Here is a 20167-nt window from a genome sequence, read left to right on the forward strand (position 1 = left end):
ATCTATATTTTATATTAAAATGTTATATGTAAAAACTGAAGATATCCAGTAATTATAGCTAACCCAAGAAAGGTTTCCCTACGTCATACCGCCCACAACTGTACAAACATTCGTTTGTGAAAGCAGTATGTTAAATGTTATAGCAGGTTTTGCCTCAAACACAAAGGCAGTGCCCAGACTACTTGGATCCAGAAAAATTGATTGTAAACAAACGACTATACAACATTTTCAATAAAATTACAAAAAAGCTGGATCCCAGTGTCAAGCACTGGGATGACATCCTCCCTTGTGGAAATTGCTCTCAAATCACAATGTTCGTACAGCTATGGATTCATTCGCGGTATAGATTCCGCTAACGAGTAGCGGAATGACGGTTTTTCAAATTGTAGAGCCACTTTAGCTATAACAGCCGTACTATTGAATATCTTTATAATTTTGTATATCATGTTCTTAGTTGATAAGTGAATAATCATGAGCTTCGTCATTGCAACTTTCTATCACTTTGTAGAACTCTCTAATTATTATGACATGAAAGACGAAATAAAAACTGCATGCGACAACGTTGAATTAAAGGGTACTATACTCCTTGCAGAAGAGGGTATTAATGCGACTATATCTGGTGAAAGAAACGCAATTGATAAAATATTCGATTTTCTACGTTCTGATTATAGGCTAAGGGACCTTACATGGAAAGAGAGTGCAGCAGAATATCAACCATTTAGCAAGATGAAGGTAAAATTAAAAAGAGAGATTGTGAATCTTGGTGTAAGCAATCTTGATATTTCCCTTAAGGGTAAATATGTTGATCCAGAGCATTGGGATGATTTTACTTCTCAACCTGACGTTTTAGTAATAGATACACGAAACGAGTATGAAGTGAAATTAGGCAAGTTTAAAAATGCAATTAATCCACACACACAATGTTTCCGTGAGTTTCCTCAGTGGACAGAGTCATTTTCTGAGAGTAAAGACCTGAAAGTAGCTATGTACTGCACTGGTGGAATTAGATGCGAAAAATCTACAGCATATATGAAAAACCTTGGATTTAGTGATGTTTACCATCTTAAAGGCGGCATTCTTTCTTACCTTGAAAAAACTTATAATAAAAATGGTAATTGGGAAGGTGAGTGTTTTGTTTTTGATGATAGAGTTGCTGTTGATAACTCACTTACTCCAAGCAACACAATAAAATGCATATTCTGCTCAAATCAAGTTTCAACTGATAAACTGAAATCAGTTCCACGTGGCCAGGTGGTTTGTTTCAACTGTAAACTTTAGCATTAGAAAAAAGCTCCTGTACTAGAATTTAACACGGATCTTCAACAACTCCTTCGTGGTTGCATATTGTTTAATTCAGTGCTTTCAAGATATGTACTCACAGCATAACCCACCCCAGCTCCGAGTAACGCGCCAACCACAGCAGATGCAATAAACGCTGCAACAGAAACACCAACAGGAGTTAAAGCAGCAGCCCCTAAACAATATGCTGCAACTAGACCAATAACTAAACCAACTGTTGCTCCACAAATATAGTATTTGCTACTGCTTTTAAGTTTTTCTTGCGAGTTTGATACCTCATCCTGCAATTTTACGTTTGCACCTTTACCGCTAATCTTGTAACCAATTATATTAAGTGAAGGAAGATTTTTTTTGAGTTTATCTAATTCTTTTGCAACTTCATTGCTAATCTTGCAACCAATTAAATTGAGTAAAGTAAGATTTGTAAGTTTGGTTAATTCTTTTGCAACTTCAACACCAATATTGCACCCAGCTAAATGAAGTGAAGTAAGATTTGTAAGTTTGGTTAATTCTTTTGCAACTCCAACACTAATCTTGCACTTACCTAAATCAAGTGAAGTAAGATTTTTGAGCTTAGCTAATTCTTTTACAATTTCAACACTAATCTCGCACCCAGCTAAATGAAGTGAAGTAAGATTTGTAAGTTTGGTTAATTCTTTTGCAACTCCAACACTAATCTTGCACTTACCTAAATCAAGTGAAGTAAGATTTTTGAGCTTAGCTAATTCTTTTACAATTTCAACACTAATCTCGCACCCAGCTAAATGAAGTGAAGTAAGATTTGTAAGTTTGGTTAATTCTTTTGCAACTCCAACACTAATCTTGCACTTACCTAAATCAAGTGAAGTAAGATTTGTAAATTTGGTTAATTCTTTTGCAACTCCAACACTAATCTTGCACTTACCTAAATCAAGTGAAGTAAGATTTGTAAGTTTGGCTAATTCTTTTGCATCTTTAACACTAATCTTGTGCCCAGCTAAATTAAGTGAAGTAAGATTTGTGAACTTAGCTGATTCTCCTGCAGCTTCAACACTAATCTTGCACTCACTTAAATCAAGTGAAGTAAGATTTATAAGCTTAGCTAATTCTCTTGCAACTTCAACACTAATCTTGCACTTACCTAAATGAAGTGAAGTAAGATTTTTGAGCTCAGCTAATTCTTTTACAAATTCAACACTAATCTTGCACTCAGTTAAATCAAGTCTTGTGATATTTGGTATGCCTACTAACTTACTTACATCCGTGTAATCTAACCTACATAAAGCTGGAGTGTCGCCCTGTGTGTAAAATATCATTTATCCCACCGCATTATTAGAGTATATTTTAACTTTACCTAATATTTCAATAAAAGTCTACTTCTTATTCTTAATCAACTCTAAAGCCTTCTCCAGATCTATACTCTCAATATCTGCACTCTTGCCCAAAGCAACGTTTGTTTTACCGCACTTTATATAGAATCCGTACCTACCGTTGCAGATAAAAACTTCTTTTCCCTTTTCATTAACCCCGAGAGATTTTAACTCTTTGCGTGGACTGTTTGCAATAATTTGTACAGCTTCGCTCAATTCTGTATTCAGCACCTCTTTGGAGCTTTTCTTAAGAGAAAAGTATTTACCATCATAGAAAATATAGTATCCAAATCGTCCAAGGCCTATTTTTACTTCCTTTCCGGTTTCAGGGTGTTCTCCGATTACTTTTGGCAAGGAAAGTAACTGAGTAGCGGTGCTCAGATCAATCTCATTAACATTTATATCTTTTGGTATGGAAACCGTTTTTTTCTTTTTTAACTCGTTATTAAACTCCAGATAAAGTCCAAAAGGACCCTTTTTGATCATCACTTCTTGGTTTGTTATATCATCTATACCTAAACTTTTTGGATATTCTGAATTGTCGTTACTGCCCGTAATTTCTTTTGTATGGTTGCATTCAGGATAGTTAGAACATCCAAGAAACACCCCGGCTTTTCCAAAGTTCAATTTCAATATGCCACCTAAGCAAGCAGGACATTTCGTATTCACCTCTTTTTTTCCTTCTTCTGAACAAAACCAATCGATTACCAAATCGTGAATGCCGCTGAAAACTTCATCATGCGTCATTTGCTTGACAGAGTTTACATGACCAAAAAATGGCACCCAAAAGTGGCCTAATTCTTTTTTCCAATCTGCATGTCCATTTGAAATTAAATCAAGCTTTTCTTCCATTTGTGCTGTGAAATCATACTCTACACAACGCTGAAAAAAAGTTTCTAAAAATATAGTAACGATTTTACCACGACTGCTTGGAATAAACCTTTTGCTATCCAATGAAACGTACTCACGATCTTGTAATACCGAAATAATTGTTGCATAAGTTGATGGTCGACCTATACCGATTTCTTCCATTTTTTTAACGATACTTGCTTCACTATAACGAGGTGGCGGTTGAGTGAAATGTTGTTTTGGCTCAACTGAAATCAGCTTGCATGCTTCCCCTTCCTTCATGGCAGGTAGCAGGCCTTCATTTTCGGCTTCCATGTTATCTTGGTAGACTCTATAAAAACCATCAAAGAATATACTTGATCCACTTGCTCGCAGAATTACTTTCTGGTCAGTAGAACTAATTTCGACTACCACTTGATCAAGAATCGCCGACTCCATTTGACTTGCAATGGTCCTTTTCCAGATTAAATCATACAATTTAAATTGCTCTGGCGTTAAGTAATCCTTAATACTACCCGGCGTTCTATTGATATCAGTTGGACGAATTGCTTCATGTGCTTCTTGAGCATTTTTGACCTTTTTTACATATTTACGAGGAGACTGCGGTAAATATTTATCACCATATAATGACTTAATTGACCCTCTAATTGAGTTTATAGCCTCATCTGCAATATGAAACCCATCTGTACGCATGTAAGTTATCAACCCTACAGTTTCACCACCAATATCGATACCTTCATATAAATTTTGCGCTATGCGCATAACACTTTTCACATTAAAATACAGTTTATTCACTGCATCTTGCTGAAGACTTGAAGTAATAAACGGAGGAAGCGGGTTTCTCTTAACTTGCTTGCGTTCTACTGTGCTTACAGCATATTGCCTTGATTCAATCTCCCTGACTAAGTTCTTTGCTTCTTCTTCATTCTTAATATCAAATTTTTCTAGCTTTTTATTGTCATAGTGGCTTAGCATAGCAAAAAAAGCCTCATCTTTGCTATTTTGCATTTCTGCCTTTATACTCCAATACTCCTGTGTTATAAATTTACTAATTTCATCTTCTCGTTCGCATATAATCTTTAATGCAACAGACTGCACTCGCCCTGCAGACTTGCTTCCCGACAATTTTGTCCACAGCAGTGGTGACAAACTAAATCCAACTAGATAATCCAAAGCTCTACGTGCTTGTTGTGCACGCACTAAATCCATATTAATTTCACGTGGATTTTTTATTGCTTCTTGTACTGCTCTTTTTGTTATCTCATTAAAGACTACTCTATAAATGTTGTTTTCATTACTGATTGCTTTCTTTTCTTTTAATGTCTCTATCACATGCCAAGCCATTGCTTCCCCTTCTCTGTCTGGGTCTGTTGCAAGATATATATCTGATGTTTTGCTTGCGGCTTTTACTAACTCTTTTATATACTTTTCTGCTTTTTCAATGGTCTCATACTTTATAGCAAAATCATTATCCGGATCGACAGAACCGTTTTTTGCTGGAAGATCCCTCACATGTCCAAAGGATGCAGCTACTTTGAACTCTTTACTCAAATATTTACCTATTGTCTTTGCTTTCGCAGGTGATTCAACTATTAATAACGCCATACTGTTAATTATTTTAGTACTTAAAGATAATATGTTGAGAAATATACAATGAAAAGTAAAAAAATATTTTAATAGGTCTTGTGAATTTTACAAAGTAGGTTCTTGACCCTCTTTAGAAAACCCTTGGACGTTGATATTTTCAAGCGACTTTGAAGGCTCATTACAATAGTATATGATCGCAGCAGCAACCAGACAACAAGCTCCAACTGCTATTCCCACCGCTAACATTTCTAGGTGAACTGCAATAGCTACTCCTAAAGCAACCCCGGCTATTGCCAGTGCAGAAGCAGCCACACCAGGCAGTTTACTTCTCTTTTCACTTCGTGAACTTGGTTGTATATTATTGTTCTGGATGTCATTTTCTTGATCTGAAACTAGTATTTTAGTACTGCCACTTTCAGAAGCTATGCTACTAGAGTTACCGTTGGTTGTTAAAAATTCTGGTTGTGTACTTTGTTGATTACCATTACTTTCGAGTTCTGAAGAAGCCTCACTATTACTTGCACCTATGTGTTTAATAATGCCAGTTATTTCACTTACAGGCTGAGGAACTTGCTCATCAACACTAGAAGAACAAGCTTGATCAATGTTTTGATCATCAGGGCTCTCGCTTGATAGGTTATTCTCTATAACCTTTGCAAACGCTCTTACTTTCAATGTAGGAGCATGCCTTTCTGCAAAATTTTCAAAATCTACGAAGTTAATTAGAGTGATTCCTCCATTTCCTAACTCTTTTCTAAAGTCATCTTTGTGAACTTTAAAAAAGTTTTCTATACCAGCAAATATCATTGCTTGAAAATCACGCCTATAATGCGTTGATAAAGCATCAATTAGCGGCTCATGATTGTGCAGAAAAATTTCTTTTTTTATTTCGTTAGCTTTATTAATTAGAGTATAAGCATATTCTGGATATTGCCTTTGTAAGCTTTTTTGGTTATCAAACTTACTGCATATATCTTCATTTTTTTCCCATATACTTACTAATGTACTAGTGTCACTTTCCTTCAAAAAGTCATGTAGTAACTTATCTTCCTCCTCAAGTTTTTCGTATTCACCTAGGCACCTATTCCAATATTCTGACATTTCCCTTGTAAAATTAGAATTATGTTGTACTAGATATTCTGGCTTTTGTGCATTGGAACCTTGTAACTTAATTTCATGTGCTATCAGAAACTCCGCTGCACTTTTGTGTTTCTTTTCAACAGCCAAATGCAAAGGAGTTTTGCCATCTGCGTTTTGTAAATTAACATCAGCCTCTGCTGCTAATAGAGCATTCACTGTATCTGTATGGCCATTCACAGCAGCCCAATGTAAAGGAGTCCATCCATTTTCACCCTTCACATTAACACTAGCCTTACTTGCTATTAGAACTTCTACTATCTCTTTATGGGCATTTTTAGTAGCCCAATGTAAAGGAGTTTTGCCACGCGCGTTTTGTAAATTAACATCAGCCTCTGCTGCTAATAGAGCATTCACTGCATCTGTATGGCCATTTTCAGCAGCCAAATGTAAAGGAGTATCGTAAAGCCAACAATCTCTCACATCAACATCAGCCCCTGCTGCTAATAGAGCATTTATTGCATCTGTATAACCATTTTCAGCAGCCCAATGTAAAGGAGTCCATCCATTTTCACTCTTCGTATTAACACTAGCTTTACTTGCTATTAGAACTTCTACTATCTTTTTATGGTCATTTGCAATAACCCAATGTAAAAGAGCCCATCCATAATTCCATAAACCATCACTCGTATTAATATTAAATTCTTCTGCCTCCAATAGAGCATTTACTGCTTTTGTATGGCCATTTTTAATAGCCAAACGTAAAGGAGTTTCTCCATTATCATCTATTGCATCAATATCAGCCCCTTTTGCTAATAAAGCATTTATTGCACCCGTATGGCCTGTTTCAGCAGCCCTATGCAAAGAAGTTTGTTCCTTCTTACTTTTTGCATTAATATTAACCCCCGCCCCCGCTTTTATTAGAGCATTTACTACCTCCTTGTGACCAATTTTGGCAGCCCAATATAAAGGGGTCAGTCCATTCATATCTTTCGTATTAACATCAGCTCCATTTGATATCAGAGCTTCTACTACCTTTTTGCAGCCATCCCTAGTAGCCAAATATAACAATGTAAGTTTAAAAGAGGCAAGACCTGTATATAAGGTGAATTTATAATTTATGTTAAATCTATCATTTTTCCAATCCTGGAATGTACTTAAATCTATCCTCTGTAACCTCTCTTTTATCTTTTCGATTATGTTACTCTGATTTAAATCACCATCAGCATTTACTGCACTTAATATTTTTATCCACTGTTCATATTTCATAACTTTTCTCTACTAAACACTATACAAGCGTTTTATCCAGTATTTCAGCAACTGTCAATTTTGCTAACAAATCACGTAAAAATTTGTAGAAAACACTGGACTCCGTAGCATTACAAAAAATCCAATTATTTTCTTGCATTACTCTCTGTCATTCTGTTGCTCCTTTCTTGTCATCCCGCCGCGAACCGTCATACCGTCACGGTATCTCATCCGCTAACAAGTAACGGGATGACGGTTGTCGTTTATCCATAAATATTTAAGAAATTTACCAAATAAAAAAAAGGCAAAGAAACCCCGTAGTGCAAGTTTTGACTCTCTAATGCTTTAAGTTGGCGCTGTAATAATGTGCTGACGCTTAGTTTAAGCGCGATTTGGCTGAATGTAGAAAAAATTTAAAAGACATGCAGCCGCTATAATTTTATATAATCCGCTAATAAACACCTGAGTTTTTTACTGGATTTTGTTGTTGAGCCCACGCGGATCAAAAACAAGTTTTGAGTCAGAAATACTCTTAGTGCCATGATAAGGGCGCTGGCAGAGTTTGTTAAGCAACTTTCTATATAATATTTTCTAAAATAAATAGACTTCTCGCATCCAATTTCAGCAGCGCGTGACACACAACTGCAATGACAAGGTGTCGCAAGATAAACATCATATTCACACGAAATACTTGACTTCACGTGTACTAAGAAGCATTTTATATATGTTGTGTGCCCGTAGCTCAGCTGGATAGAGCAACAGCCTTCTAAGCTGTGGGTCGTAGGTTCGAATCCCACCGGGCACACTCTTCTATCAATACTTTCTATAAATCTTCAAGTACTCTGGCACTACATTTTCAATTGCTAATGGTCGAACCTTCATTGTTTCAAGGTCAGCTGACCTTTCGATTGAACTATTCATCATAACTTTCACCTGATCTTGAGTAAGCACAGGGTTCGTATCTCCGGTTATTGGTTTTAACAGCATAGAAATAATTTTATTTTCTAAAAAGAAAGCTATTAACTTTGCCATTGGAAAAGATACATTGATCAACAAACACTTTCTGTTAGTAACATTCAGAATAAACTTCAATAAGCTTTTGAAGGAGTAAACCTTTGGTCCACCCATGTTATAAATTTTCTTGTCTTGCTTATTAAAACTGATAATACGATATACCACTTCAGCTAAGTCTGTTACACATATTGGCTGAAATTTAGTTGTTCCATTGCCAATTAGTGGTAAGCAAGGAAGAATAGTTGCTAATCTTGCAAATTTATTAAAGAAGTTGTCTTCTTTACCAAATACAAGGCTTGGCCTAATTATTATTGCTTTTTGAAATGCTGAAGTTACAGCTTTTTCACCTTCCAATTTACTTTTGGCATATTTTGACAACTTGCTATTTTCTATTCCCATAGCAGAAAAATGTATCATCATAGATACATTTTTCATTTTTGCAGCTTTTGCTATCCTTTCAGCTATTTTAACGTGAACAACGTAAAAATCGTGCTTTTTTGCTTCATATAATATTCCCACTAAGTTTATAGCTACATCACATTCTTCCATACCCTCCAGAACTGATTTTTCATCAAAAAAATCGCCTTTAAATATTGATATTTGTCCTAAATTGCCACACAATTTTAAACAAGCAGCTTTTTCCTGATTACGAGTGAATATCTTTATTAAATATCCTTCTGCTGCCAAGCGTCTTACGATGTGTTTCCCTATAAACCCCGTTCCACCAAAAATAATTACACGTTTTGTCACAATTAAAGTTCCTAATAATTTGTTACTGTAAATTAATACAATGATTTCGCTTAATATTTTATTACGAATTCCCGTACAATAAGATCCATTTTCATTCCTCGTGAGCCTTTAACTAGAATTGCATCATTATTCTGAATAATGTTAGCTAAATCACTTTTCAATTGATTAGAATCACTAAAATGCGTGCCTCTTATATTATCTGGCAAAAGCTCATGCAATTCTAACATAAATTTACCAACTGTATAAACTTTATCTATATTATTTTCTGTGATAATCTTAACCAAATCTGTATGAAACTCTATGCTTTCATCACCAAGTTCCAACATATCACCAAGCAAAGCTACTTTTCTCTGATTAGAATATGTACTCAAAGTTTTTATTGCAGTTTTCATCGAAGCAGGGCTGGCGTTATAGGAGTCATCAATTAAATGTATATATTTTCTATTGTATTTGACCTTATGAATATTGCCTCTACCTTTCGCTACACTAAAATTCTTAAGTGCAAGTGGTAATTTTGATAAATCAAGTCCGAGGCTTTGCACAACTGCTGCAACAGCAAGTAGCGAATAAGCAAAATGCTCACCTTGTACACGTAAATTACAGTTTATAATTTGATTATCACTCAGCCTGATTTTTAAACTTAATCTATTAGCAACTCGGTTTGATGTCATTCCAGCGCGTGACGCTGGAATCCAGTCTTTATTATACAACCGTCTGATATGCTCATTTGCAATTGAACTTCCTGGATCCAAGTAGTCAAGCACTGGGATGACAGAAGATAGTGCTGAAATGACAGAAGATTCATCGTTTCTTATTAAGTTTAGTAAACAAACTTCAGCATTTTTATCTTTACCGAAGCTTATTACATTTCTATTGGCGTGTGATGAGAGATAATCATAATATTTATTATCTCTGCTTAAAACCAAAGTACCGTTATTTTTCATACCATACAGAATTTCTAACTTCGCTTGTGCAACGTCAAATAGTGATGAAAAATTTTCAGTATGTGCAGGTTCGATGTTGGTAATAACTGCAATATTCGGATTACTAATTTTTGATAATTCTTTTATTTCACCAGCTTTATTCATTCCCATTTCAAGAATTAAGTACTGGCAGTTTTTTGGAGCTTTCAGAATTGTCAAAGGCAATCCTATATTATTATTTAAGTTACCTTCGTTTGCATGGGACACTCCATATTGCGATAAAACAGTATGCAGCATATCCTTTGTAGTGGTTTTCCCGACACTGCCTGTAACTGCAATAACTTTAGCATCAATAAGAACATTTCTAATGTAGTATGATGCCATATCGTGCAAAGCTTTCAGGGTATCTTGTACAATCATGAGAGGGAAACTTTTATATTTACCCTCACTCACTATTGCAGCGACAGCCCCTTTTAAAAACGCTTCATGCAAAAAATTATGGCCATCAAAATTCTTTCCCTTGAGGGCAATAAATAAATCACCTTTTTTTATGCTTCTTGTGTCCGTTGAAATATTTGAGCTATGTATCCAATTACAACCATTTACGTCTCTTCCGCCAGTTGCATCAATGATATTATTTGTGTTCCATTTAAACATAATTTAGAGTATTCTTTATAATAAATTGAACAATAAAAGTAGCGAAAATACTACATGTTTTAGACAATGTGCAAATAATGGTTGCAATCCCTATAATTCTATCTTATAATGGATATAGAAGTTTAAATTTTTTCGTCTATAATTAAAATGTATTTAGTTATAGAAACTACCTTGGAGGTATGTATGGCAGAATCTATTTGGGCTAAGATAGGCGGAGCAGTTAAAACAGGTGTAGAAGCTACAGGTCGGGTGTTTGCTCTTGTGCCTAAAGCACTTATTTACCCTATAAAGAAGCCGTTTGCTTCAACGGGTGAAATGAAACATGATGCTACAGTTTCGTTAAAGAAAGCTGTTGGTATAGATGTACCTGAAGAAGAAAGGGAATATGATCCACCTATAGAAACCACACAGGCTAGTAAGGATCTTGGTGTACAAATAACAGAGCAAAAGAAAGGGATAGGAAAGGTAAGTTTTTTAGTGTCAAGAACTCTGACGGGAGATATACCTTATTTGAATGATGAACAATTGAATAAAATAAAAGCACTAAAAAGTGAGTATTCAAACATCACCATACATAGAGAAGAAAATAAAATTGTAATTGAAGTTGATGTTAAAAAAATAATTGAAGACATTAAAACTGACTCTAAAAATAAAGGAAAGAGTCCAGAGGAGATAAAAAAGCTTGCTCTTCAAGGAATTGCTGATAGCATTAATGGCGACCTTAAGAAGCTGGCAGGAATTACTGGTGGAGAATTTAAAATTCATACAGACTTAAAATTGCTGAATGGTATTGCAGAAAAATTGTATAAGGAATATGATAATCAAAAGCAGTCATCAGACAAAGTTGTGAAGTCTGATGTTGGTCAGCCTTCAGAAACTATAGCTTCAGGTGAGAAAAAATGGGCGCAAGAAGCTATAAAAGCAGGTAAGTCGCAAAGTTGTGGAATGCAAAAATAAGTTATAGGGGAGTATTATGAGTGAAGCTAAAAAAATAGAGGAAAGACATCATAGTCTAACTGTTCCTGGGGATATGTATCACTTACAACCAGGAGTTATTACTGGAAAAAGGGTAAGTGGAATAGAACCCTTTTTGAAAGAACAGCAGGACATGGTAAAAGTAAGGGAACTTGTAAGCTCTTTAAATATTGAAGATGCTTCTGGTGAAGCGATAAAACCACTATCTACACCTAATGTAGAGAAAAACGAAGAAAGAGGGAAAGGTCGCTCTTAAAATATGAGCAATGAAGTTTATGATAGCGATAACATCTTTGCTCAAATATTAAGAGGTGAGTTACCTTGTGAGAAGGTACATGAAAATGAAAATGTACTAGCTTTTCATGATAAGTACCCCGACGCACCAGTTCATATTTTAGTTATACCAAAAAATCAATATATTTCATATGATGATTTCATTCTAAAAGCTCCTGAAGAGGAAATAGCGGATTTCTTCAAAACTGTAAGAGAGATAGCACACAAATATAATCTAGAAAAAACAGGATATAGATTAGTCACTAACTACGGTGAAAATGGAGAGCAGGTTGTACCACACTTTCACGTGCATATTTTAGGTGGTAAAAAGTTAGGAAAGCATGTAAACTCATAGTGTTATATGTTTTGTTAAATGAGCGAATATTTAACCATAGTAATCTTTATCTGCGTATCAATTGTAGTATCTTTTGCTTTAGGTATATTGCCTATGTTTCTTGCAGTGAGTAAGCCAGATGGTGAAAAGCTTTCCACATATGAGTGTGGCTTCAATCCACTATCCAGTGCAAGAAAAAATTTTGACATTAAATTTTATCTAGTTTCAATATTATTTATAATATTTGACTTAGAAATTGCTTTTCTTTTTCCTTGGGCTGTTTCTTTATCTAAGATAAGCTATGGTGGATTTTGGTCTATGATGGTATTTCTTGCAATACTCACTATAGGTTTTATCTATGAATGGTGTAAAGGTGCATTAGAGTGGGAGTAGTTTATGACAAATCAAATTCTATCTAATGATGACTGGGGTCGTTATAAAAAAGAAGGGTTTCTTGTCACTAAATTTGGTGATTTAACAGATTATGTAATGAATTGGGCAAGGTCTGGTTCATTGTGGCCAATGACATTTGGTCTTGCATGTTGCGCAGTTGAGATGATGCATACTGCATCCAGCCGTTATGATCTTGATAGATATGGTATAATGTTTCGTGCAAGCCCACGTCAATCAGATGTGATGATTGTTGCTGGCACACTAACTAATAAAATGGCAGCAGCATTGCGCAAGGTTTATGATCAAATGGCAGACCCGAAGTATGTTATTTCCATGGGAAGTTGTGCAAATGGTGGTGGTTATTACCATTACTCTTATTCAGTAGTCCGAGGCTGTGATAGAATTGTGCCAGTTGACGTGTATGTCCCTGGATGCCCACCAACCGCTGAGGCGTTGCTATATGGAATGCTATGCCTACAAAACAAAATAAAACGGACTCGGAATGGATAAAACTGCAAAGTATATACAAAAAAAGACCAAATGCGAGTGCATTCAAAAAGATGATGGCATTATTGTAATATATTCAACTTTAGATGAAATTGAAAAGCACCTATTCTTTCTACGTGATGATGAAAAGTGTAGGTTTGAACTATTAGTTGATATTTTTGGGGTTGACTATCCAAATAGAGAGAAGCGCTTCGAGCTAATATACAATCTGCTCAGCATTGTGCATAATATTAGAGTACACATAAAGCTTCAGTTATGTGAAAGCGACATGCCTCCAAGTGTAGCGAAGATATTTAGTACGGCTTTGTGGTTTGAGCGTGAAGTGTTTGATATGTATGGAATAGAGTTTTCTGATCACCCTGATTTGCGTAGGATTCTAACAGACTATGGATTCAAAGGTCATCCAATGTTAAAAGATTTCCCTCTCACTGGTTATGAGGAAGTAAGATATGATATAGAGACAAAAAAGGTTGTGTATAATCCTATAGATTTACCGCAAGATTTTCGTATGTTTGATAGCTTATCGCCTTGGGAAGGTAAAACCATAAAAGTAAATACAAAGGAGTAGAAAATGACAGTACAAAGAAAAAAAATATCTTTAATCGGTGCAGGAAATATCGGTGGAACTCTCACCCATATGATTGCACTAAGGGAACTCGGTGATGTTGTTTTACTTGATATTAGTGATGGAATACCACAAGGTAAAGCACTCGACATAGCAGAATCATCCCCTATTGATGGATTTAATGTCAATATTACTGGCACAAATAGGTATGAAGATATAAAAAACTCCGATGCAATTATAATAACCGCTGGCATCGCTAGAAAACCTGGAATGAGCAGGGATGACCTCCTGCAAACCAATGCTAAAGTAATGAAGGAGGTTGGCGAAAATATTAAAAAATATTCTCCAAACGCGTTTGTAATAGTGGTTACCAACCCTTTGGATGCCATGGTTTCAGTGGTGCATAAATTTTCAAACCTTCCAACTAATATGATTGTTGGCATGGCAGGAGTGCTTGATTCTTCCCGTTTTCGTTACTTTCTTGCAAGTGAGTTAAATATCTCAGTTGAAGATATATCTGCTTTTGTGCTTGGAGGACATGGCGACACTATGGTACCACTAATCAATTGTGCTTCAGTTGCTGGAGTTCCACTTACTCAAATTATCGATATGGGTCTTATCACACAGAAAAAAGTCGATGAAATAGTTGAACGCACTCGCAATGGCGGTAAAGAAATAGTTGATCTGCTTAAGTCTGGATCTGCATACTACGCTCCTGCATCTTCAGCTATATGCATGTTAGAATCATATTTAAAAGATAAGAGGCGCATATTACCATGTGCTGCTTACCTTAATGGTGAATATGGTGTAGAAGATTTGTTTATTGGTGTTCCTGTAATTATTGGAAAAAACGGAATTGAAAAGATCCTAGAAGTTAAAATGAATGATAGTGAACAAGAAATGTTTAATAAGTCTGTAAACTCGGTGAGAGAGCTGGTGAAATCTTTAGGTTCATAAGCAAATTAATGGTTTTATAGAGCTTCTTTATAGCTCAAACAGCCTAAAAAAGTTGCTTGTGGTTACCTTCGCTACTTGTTCTGGTGACTCATTCCACAACTCTGCCAAACAATCAACAACGTATTTCACCATTGCTGGTTCATTCTTTTTTCCCCTATAAGGCTCAGGTGATAGATATGGTGCATCAGTTTCGACTAAAACACGCTCGCGTGGTACATTTTGTGCAATTTCTCTGAGTAAGCTCGCATTTTTAAAAGTAATAATTCCAGAAAATGAAATATATAACCCCAAATCTATAGATTGATAAGCAAGTTCTTTAGAGGAAGCAAAGCAGTGCATTACTCCACTAAAAGCACCGGCTTTCATTTCTGACCTTAACATATCGATCATCTCATTATCAGCGCTTCTTGTGTGAATAACTAAAGGTAGTCCAGTTATTCTTGACGCTTCTATATGTAATGCAAAACTTTTTTTCTGATTGTCTTTGTTGTCAGATTTATAAAAATCTAACCCGGTTTCACCGATACTAATTACCTTTTGGTTCTTGGTAAATTCAACTAATTCATCAACATGTATACACTCACCGTTTTCTATAGCAGCATCAAGCGGATGTATACCAACAGAGGAGTAGACCTGATCATAGGATGAAGAAATTTTTAATAACTTAGGAACATCGTCAATGCTTACGCATATGTTATGCAAAACCTTTACACCATTTTGCTCTGCCCTTGAAATTACTTTTGGTATTTCATCGTCAGAAAAATAAATCAAGTGGCAATGAGAATCTACTATCATGAGCTTATTGTTGAGGCTTTTATTATAGAAGAAAACTCTTCTATCACTGTTTTATAAACTTCTTTTTTAAATGATATAGCACTGGCTACTAAACTATCTATACCTTGCCAACGCCACTCTTTGAACTCTGGATGACCAGTATAATTAATATCAATGTCCTCATCCTCTCCGCAAAACTTCATTAAGAACCACCTTTGCTTTTGACCAGAATATTTTCCATTCCAGCATATTGGTATAACTTCTTCAGGCAAGTTGTAGTATATCCAATCCTTGCTTTTAGTTATAACCTTTACTTTATTAGTACCAACCTCCTCTAGCAACTCACGTAACGCTGCTTGTTCCAGTTCCTCACCATCATCAACACCTCCTTGTGGCATCTGCCAGTAAGAATCGCTATCAAAGCGTTTTCCAATAAAGGCATGTCCTTGTCTGTTAAATAGCATTATGCCAACACAAGGACGGTACTTATCTTTCTGCTCAACCACGAGTACGCTCTGTTTTTAAATGATTTGTTACAGAAGTTTTAATTAATTTTCCATTTTTTTCTTTCTTCATCTCTTCAACAATTTTCTTTGCAACTTCCTTTGCACTCAAGTTCGAGTTATCAATTTCAAGCGAACCCTCAGGTATAAATAGCCTTTTCTCTTCAATTTTCTTTATAGCAAAATCCGGATCAGTAATTTTATTTTCCTGATATCTCTCTTCTGATTGGACACGTCTTACTAGTTTTTCATTATTACAATGTAATACTACAGAAAAAATTTCCATGTCCATTTTTTTACTTAAATTTACCACTGAGTTATATAATCTTTGGTCATAGGGATCACCCTCTATCAATTCATTTGTAAATATATAATGTTTTGATTTTACGTAGTGTTTTTCCAGTATTGCTAATACATTTTCCCTAACTGCAAAAATTTTTTCCCATAGGTCATCTGGAACTTCAGCGTTTTGTAATTTAACAATATCAAATATAATATTATTGAATAGATTATTGCTTACTATTACTGCACCAATGATTTTACACAGTTCCTTTGCAGTAGTAAACTTACCACTGCCTGGAAAGCCGATTAAGTAGATGAGAGTCTTGCCCATAATGAATACTAGTAAAAAGCTATTTTCAATTATATAAAAAGTATATACATTGTACATGCTAAAAACATGATGATAAAATAGATGCAGGTAATACCTTTAACAAGTAGTTGCGTTGAAAATAGTTCATATTTAGAAATTTTGAGTATATAATTATAAATGAATCATATAACCTGTAAACAATGCTTAGCGATATGAAATCGATAAGAAGTACAATTGAAGAGATAATAGATCAAAATAAAGGTCATGATATAGTAACTTTTGATGTGCAGAATAAAACCGTTATTGCAAAATATATGATTATTGCATCTGGTGATTCAAGCCGTCACGTTAAAGCTTTAGCTGAGCACGTAATAAAAAGCCTCAAGCCACATGATAAAATAGATGTAGAAGGTATGGATGAAGGCAATTGGGTGGTTTTGAATTTTCAAGGCATAATGGTTCACATATTCAGGCCGGAAGTAAGGGAGTATTATAAAATAGAAGAGTTATGGAATTGATTATCCAGATAGCTGGTACACAATTGCACAAACGTTGTAATTTTGAAGGCAACTCCTGCACAGGTAGTGGTGTCATGAAAGTAGCTGACACTGGAATCCAGTTTTTCATGCAATTTCATCGAAAACGTTGTATAGTGTGCTTGTTTATAATTAAGTTCCAGTGTCTGGGCACTGGCTTCTCTATTAGGGTTACCTTCGGCATTAATGACAGGATAGACTGGGGTTTATAAAATGAAACACGCATCTGAATTTTTAAATTTCATCCAAGAAAGAGGGTACCTATACCAATGCACAAACATTGAAGGACTAGATCAATTATTATTGCAGAGCAATTATATAGTTGCATACATTGGGTTTGATTGCACAGCACCAAGTCTTCATGCTGGTCACCTAATTCAGATTATGATGCTCTGTCACCTACAAAAATTTGGTTATAAGCCGATAGTCTTACTTGGAGGTGGCACAACAAAAATTGGTGACCCATCCTTCAAAGATAAAGCAAGAAGCATCTTGCCTGTAGAGAACATCAATCAAAATACATCCAGTATAAGGAGAATATTAGAGAAAATGGTGTCTTTTAATGACAGCAAGACTGGTGCAATGATAGTAAATAACGCAGATTGGTTGGATAACATAAAATACATAGATTTTTTGCGTGATATAGGAGCTTATTTTTCTGTAAATCGTATGCTAAGTTTTGATAGTGTGAAAACCAGGCTGGATAGAGAGCAAACCTTAAGCTTTCTGGAATTTAATTACATGCTATTGCAAGCTTACGACTTTATTGAATTAAACAAAAAATATGATTGTCGTCTGCAGATTGGAGGGTCAGACCAGTGGGGAAATATAGTAAACGGAATTGAACTTGGAAAAAAGTTGAATTTACCTGAGCTATTTGGCCTTACCATGCCTCTTTTATTAAATGCACAAGGAAAAAAAATGGGCAAAACTGAAAGTGGAGCAGTGTGGCTTGATGATAATATGCTAAAGCCTTACGACTACTGGCAATATTTTCGCAACGTTGATGATCAAGATGTTGGACGTTTTTTAAGATTGCTCACTGATGTGCCAATTGATGAGATTAGAAAATTAGAGTCTTTAAAGGATCAAGAAATAAATGAAGCAAAAAAGGTCTTGGCAACAGAAGTGACAAAAATATGTCATGGTGACAAAGAAGCGGAACTTGCACAATTTGCTGCAATTTCTGCTTTTGAGAATGAAGATAGCTCACTACTTCCTGATTACATCATAAAAAAAGAACAAGTTGCAAGCGGCATATCCTTAGTAGACCTACTACATGACACCGGTTTTGAACCTTCAAAAGGCGCTGCAAAGCGTTTAATACAGGGCAACGGATGCAAGATTAATGATAATGTTGTAAACAATATTGATCATGTAATAAATTTCGAAAGCTTTAAAGATCAGCCATTTATAAAATTATCTGCAGGAAAGAAACGCCATATAAAAGTTGTGGTAGATTAGGTCTCGAAGTAAGAAAACAAATTTTATACAAGTGAGAAATTAGATATGGAGCAAATTTTCAAAATTCGAGAATTATGTATAAAACAACTGGAAAGATAGTAGAAAGCGAAATTCTATTATATATAGCTAAAGTGGCTTAGGTTTACCTACAATTTGAAAAACAACAAATTCGTCATTCCGCTACTCATTAGCGGAATCTATACCGCGAATGAATCCATAACTGTACGGACATTGCAATTTGGGCCTACCAGGAGGGCAATGCCTCTTATCCAAGTACCCTCTTCTTGTCATCCCAGTGCTTGACACTGGGATCCAGGAATTTTATTAAGTTGGTAAGAGGTTGTCCACAAACCAAGGAATACGTAGTATATAAAGAAAGAATATTGAGGTAAGAGATGAGGAAAAAATATCCAACAGATTTAAGTAAAAGGGAATGGGCAAGAATAGAAAAACACTTCAGAGTATCGTACAAGAAAGGAGGAAGGCCACCAAAATACAGTAAGTGTGAGATAGTAGATGCAATTCTTTATATACTGCGCACAGGATGTCAATGGCGCTATTTACCACACGATTTTCCGCCGTGGAAGGCTGTGCATGAACAGTTTAGAAGATGGAAAAAGCAGGGAATTTTTGAGAAAATGAACTATGATATCACTAAATATAGTAGGTCAAAAATGGGAAGCCGAGCGCATGCATAGTGGACAGTCAATCGGTAAAAACCACGGAAAAAGGTGGGTCAAAGGTTATGATGGTGCGAAAAAGGTAAAGGGGAGAAAAAGACATATAATCACAGATACTCAAGGATTTGTGCTTGGTTGCTATGTAGGAGCTGCAAGCGAAAATGACAGAGATGGGGTGAAGATGGCATTGGACAATATGAAGGAAAAATACAGCAATATTAAGAAAATGTGGGCTGATATGGGATACCAAGGAAAAGATTTAAAGGATTACGTAAAGAGAGAATATGGGATAGATATTGAAATTGTCAAAAGGCCTCCATGTAGGTTTTGGGTGCATAAAGATACACCACTAGAACTATTGCCACAACGGGATCCTGGATTTTCAGTACAGCCGAGAAGGTGGGTGGTAGAGAGGACTTTTGCTTGGATCAATAGAAATAGAAGGCTATCAAAGGAGTACGATTTACTTACAACATCTACTGAAAGTTTCATATATCTGGCTATGAGTAAAGTTATGTTAAGTAGGGAATATGCTTGATTTACTGGTTTGTGGACAACCTCTTACATAACCATATAACATTGGGAATAGAAACAAAAAACTTGCTTGACACCCTTCGCCAGCCCCCTTATCATAAAACTGAAGCTATTGTATTTGCTTTCGTCAATCTGCAGATTAAAAGGTAAGGATTACTTAATGTATCGGCGTCTTATGTTTAATTTTTTGCAGTACATAGATACTGTATGTCTTTACAAAACTTCATCTACATCTAGATTTTTATCTAAATAAGCTGAACGCGCTTATAAAGCGTTACAAGACATCAAAAAATGCCAATACTTGACAGAGATAGTAAAAGACTAGCT

General features: G+C 35.5%; 19 protein-coding genes, 1 tRNA gene and 1 pseudogene. 13 read left to right on the forward strand and 8 right to left on the reverse strand.

The genetic code is table 11. The features are described 5' to 3' along the window. The first annotated feature begins 471 nt into the window (after positions 1-471). Positions 472-1278, forward strand: coding sequence for an oxygen-dependent tRNA uridine(34) hydroxylase TrhO (gene trhO, locus OPR28_RS04345; RefSeq protein WP_265023572.1), 807 nt, complete (start codon positions 472-474; stop codon positions 1276-1278). Between the two features lie 41 nt (positions 1279-1319). Here trhO and OPR28_RS04350 read toward each other — a convergent pair whose 3' ends face one another. The 3 genes from OPR28_RS04350 to OPR28_RS04360 form a co-directional block, all read right to left on the reverse strand. Continuing rightward, complete coding sequence (locus tag OPR28_RS04350) at positions 1320-2594, reverse strand: leucine-rich repeat domain-containing protein (RefSeq protein WP_265023573.1); 1275 nt, start codon at positions 2592-2594, stop codon at positions 1320-1322. 57 nt (positions 2595-2651) lie between these two features. Beyond that, positions 2652-5102 (reverse strand): type I DNA topoisomerase, encoded by a 2451-nt coding sequence (gene topA / locus OPR28_RS04355; RefSeq protein WP_265023574.1) that lies wholly within the window; start codon positions 5100-5102, stop codon positions 2652-2654. An 87-nt stretch (positions 5103-5189) separates the two neighbouring features. Beyond that, positions 5190-7430, reverse strand: a complete 2241-nt coding sequence (locus OPR28_RS04360; RefSeq protein ID WP_265023575.1) for an ankyrin repeat domain-containing protein — start codon at positions 7428-7430, stop codon at positions 5190-5192. A gap of 710 nt (positions 7431-8140) precedes the next feature. Here OPR28_RS04360 and OPR28_RS04365 point away from each other — a divergent pair. Continuing rightward, positions 8141-8214, forward strand: a tRNA-Arg gene (locus OPR28_RS04365). Positions 8215-8222: 8 nt separating this feature from the next. Here the strand turns inward: OPR28_RS04365 and OPR28_RS04370 are convergent. Together OPR28_RS04370 and OPR28_RS04375 are read right to left on the reverse strand one after the other, a co-directional pair. Next, positions 8223-9173, reverse strand: coding sequence for a complex I NDUFA9 subunit family protein (locus tag OPR28_RS04370; protein WP_265023576.1), 951 nt, complete (start codon positions 9171-9173; stop codon positions 8223-8225). Between the two features lie 50 nt (positions 9174-9223). Beyond that, complete coding sequence (locus OPR28_RS04375; RefSeq protein ID WP_265023577.1) at positions 9224-10753, reverse strand: UDP-N-acetylmuramoyl-tripeptide--D-alanyl-D-alanine ligase; 1530 nt, start codon at positions 10751-10753, stop codon at positions 9224-9226. A 183-nt stretch (positions 10754-10936) separates the two neighbouring features. On the opposite strand from OPR28_RS04375, the gene OPR28_RS04380 reads away from it, so the two are divergent. Genes OPR28_RS04380 through mdh form a run of 7 tightly spaced genes read left to right on the forward strand, consistent with a single transcriptional unit; the run spans position 10937 to position 14757 of the window. Then, positions 10937-11710 (forward strand): hypothetical protein, encoded by a 774-nt coding sequence (locus OPR28_RS04380; RefSeq protein ID WP_265023578.1) that lies wholly within the window; start codon positions 10937-10939, stop codon positions 11708-11710. A gap of 16 nt (positions 11711-11726) precedes the next feature. Further along, the gene (locus OPR28_RS04385; protein WP_265023579.1) at positions 11727-11984 is read left to right on the forward strand and encodes a hypothetical protein; all 258 of its coding nucleotides are present in this window, start codon (positions 11727-11729) and stop codon (positions 11982-11984) included. Between the two features lie 3 nt (positions 11985-11987). Then, positions 11988-12356: an HIT domain-containing protein gene (locus OPR28_RS04390; RefSeq protein WP_015589394.1), complete on the forward strand. Its 369-nt coding sequence runs from the start codon at positions 11988-11990 to the stop codon at positions 12354-12356. Positions 12357-12374: 18 nt separating this feature from the next. Then, positions 12375-12728, forward strand: coding sequence for an NADH-quinone oxidoreductase subunit A (locus tag OPR28_RS04395; protein ID WP_006279576.1), 354 nt, complete (start codon positions 12375-12377; stop codon positions 12726-12728). Positions 12729-12731: 3 nt separating this feature from the next. Continuing rightward, entirely contained in the window at positions 12732-13238 is a 507-nt protein-coding gene (locus OPR28_RS04400) for a NuoB/complex I 20 kDa subunit family protein (protein WP_006279574.1), read from the forward strand. Beyond that, the gene (locus tag OPR28_RS04405; RefSeq protein WP_007548576.1) at positions 13231-13803 is read left to right on the forward strand and encodes an NADH-quinone oxidoreductase subunit C; all 573 of its coding nucleotides are present in this window, start codon (positions 13231-13233) and stop codon (positions 13801-13803) included. The genes OPR28_RS04400 and OPR28_RS04405 overlap by 8 nt, the downstream gene beginning before the upstream one ends. A 3-nt stretch (positions 13804-13806) precedes the next feature. Continuing rightward, positions 13807-14757 (forward strand): malate dehydrogenase, encoded by a 951-nt coding sequence (mdh, locus tag OPR28_RS04410; RefSeq protein ID WP_182319704.1) that lies wholly within the window; start codon positions 13807-13809, stop codon positions 14755-14757. Positions 14758-14784: 27 nt separating this feature from the next. On the opposite strand, the gene OPR28_RS04415 is transcribed toward mdh, so the two are convergent. The 3 genes from OPR28_RS04415 to OPR28_RS04425 are packed head-to-tail and all read right to left on the reverse strand — an operon-like array spanning position 14785 to position 16647. Beyond that, positions 14785-15552, reverse strand: coding sequence for a TatD family hydrolase (locus OPR28_RS04415; protein WP_010082353.1), 768 nt, complete (start codon positions 15550-15552; stop codon positions 14785-14787). Next, positions 15549-16037 (reverse strand): RNA pyrophosphohydrolase, encoded by a 489-nt coding sequence (locus tag OPR28_RS04420; RefSeq protein WP_006279569.1) that lies wholly within the window; start codon positions 16035-16037, stop codon positions 15549-15551. The genes OPR28_RS04415 and OPR28_RS04420 overlap by 4 nt, the downstream gene beginning before the upstream one ends. Further along, positions 16030-16647 carry an AAA family ATPase gene (locus tag OPR28_RS04425; RefSeq protein WP_265023580.1) on the reverse strand — a complete coding sequence of 206 codons (618 nt, stop codon included), beginning with the start codon at positions 16645-16647 and terminating at the stop codon, positions 16030-16032. The genes OPR28_RS04420 and OPR28_RS04425 overlap by 8 nt, the downstream gene beginning before the upstream one ends. A 179-nt stretch (positions 16648-16826) precedes the next feature. Between OPR28_RS04425 and rsfS the strand changes: the two genes are divergently transcribed. The 4 genes and pseudogenes from rsfS to OPR28_RS04445 all read left to right on the forward strand — a co-directional run bounded on the left by rsfS (position 16827) and on the right by OPR28_RS04445 (position 19844). Continuing rightward, complete coding sequence (gene rsfS, locus OPR28_RS04430; protein WP_015589391.1) at positions 16827-17144, forward strand: ribosome silencing factor; 318 nt, start codon at positions 16827-16829, stop codon at positions 17142-17144. Beyond that, a complete protein-coding gene (locus OPR28_RS04435; protein WP_264338840.1) occupies positions 17141-17374 on the forward strand; it encodes a hypothetical protein in 234 nt (77 codons plus the stop codon). The genes rsfS and OPR28_RS04435 overlap by 4 nt, the downstream gene beginning before the upstream one ends. Position 17375: 1 nt before the next feature. Beyond that, entirely contained in the window at positions 17376-18626 is a 1251-nt protein-coding gene (gene tyrS / locus OPR28_RS04440; RefSeq protein WP_007548582.1) for a tyrosine--tRNA ligase, read from the forward strand. A 395-nt stretch (positions 18627-19021) separates the two neighbouring features. Further along, positions 19022-19844 (forward strand): annotated as a pseudogene (locus OPR28_RS04445) (IS5 family transposase). The last annotated feature ends 323 nt before the right edge of the window (positions 19845-20167 follow it).

This window comes from Wolbachia endosymbiont (group A) of Epistrophe grossularia, from assembly GCF_947251435.1.
GTDB classification, from domain to species: domain Bacteria; phylum Pseudomonadota; class Alphaproteobacteria; order Rickettsiales; family Anaplasmataceae; genus Wolbachia; species Wolbachia pipientis.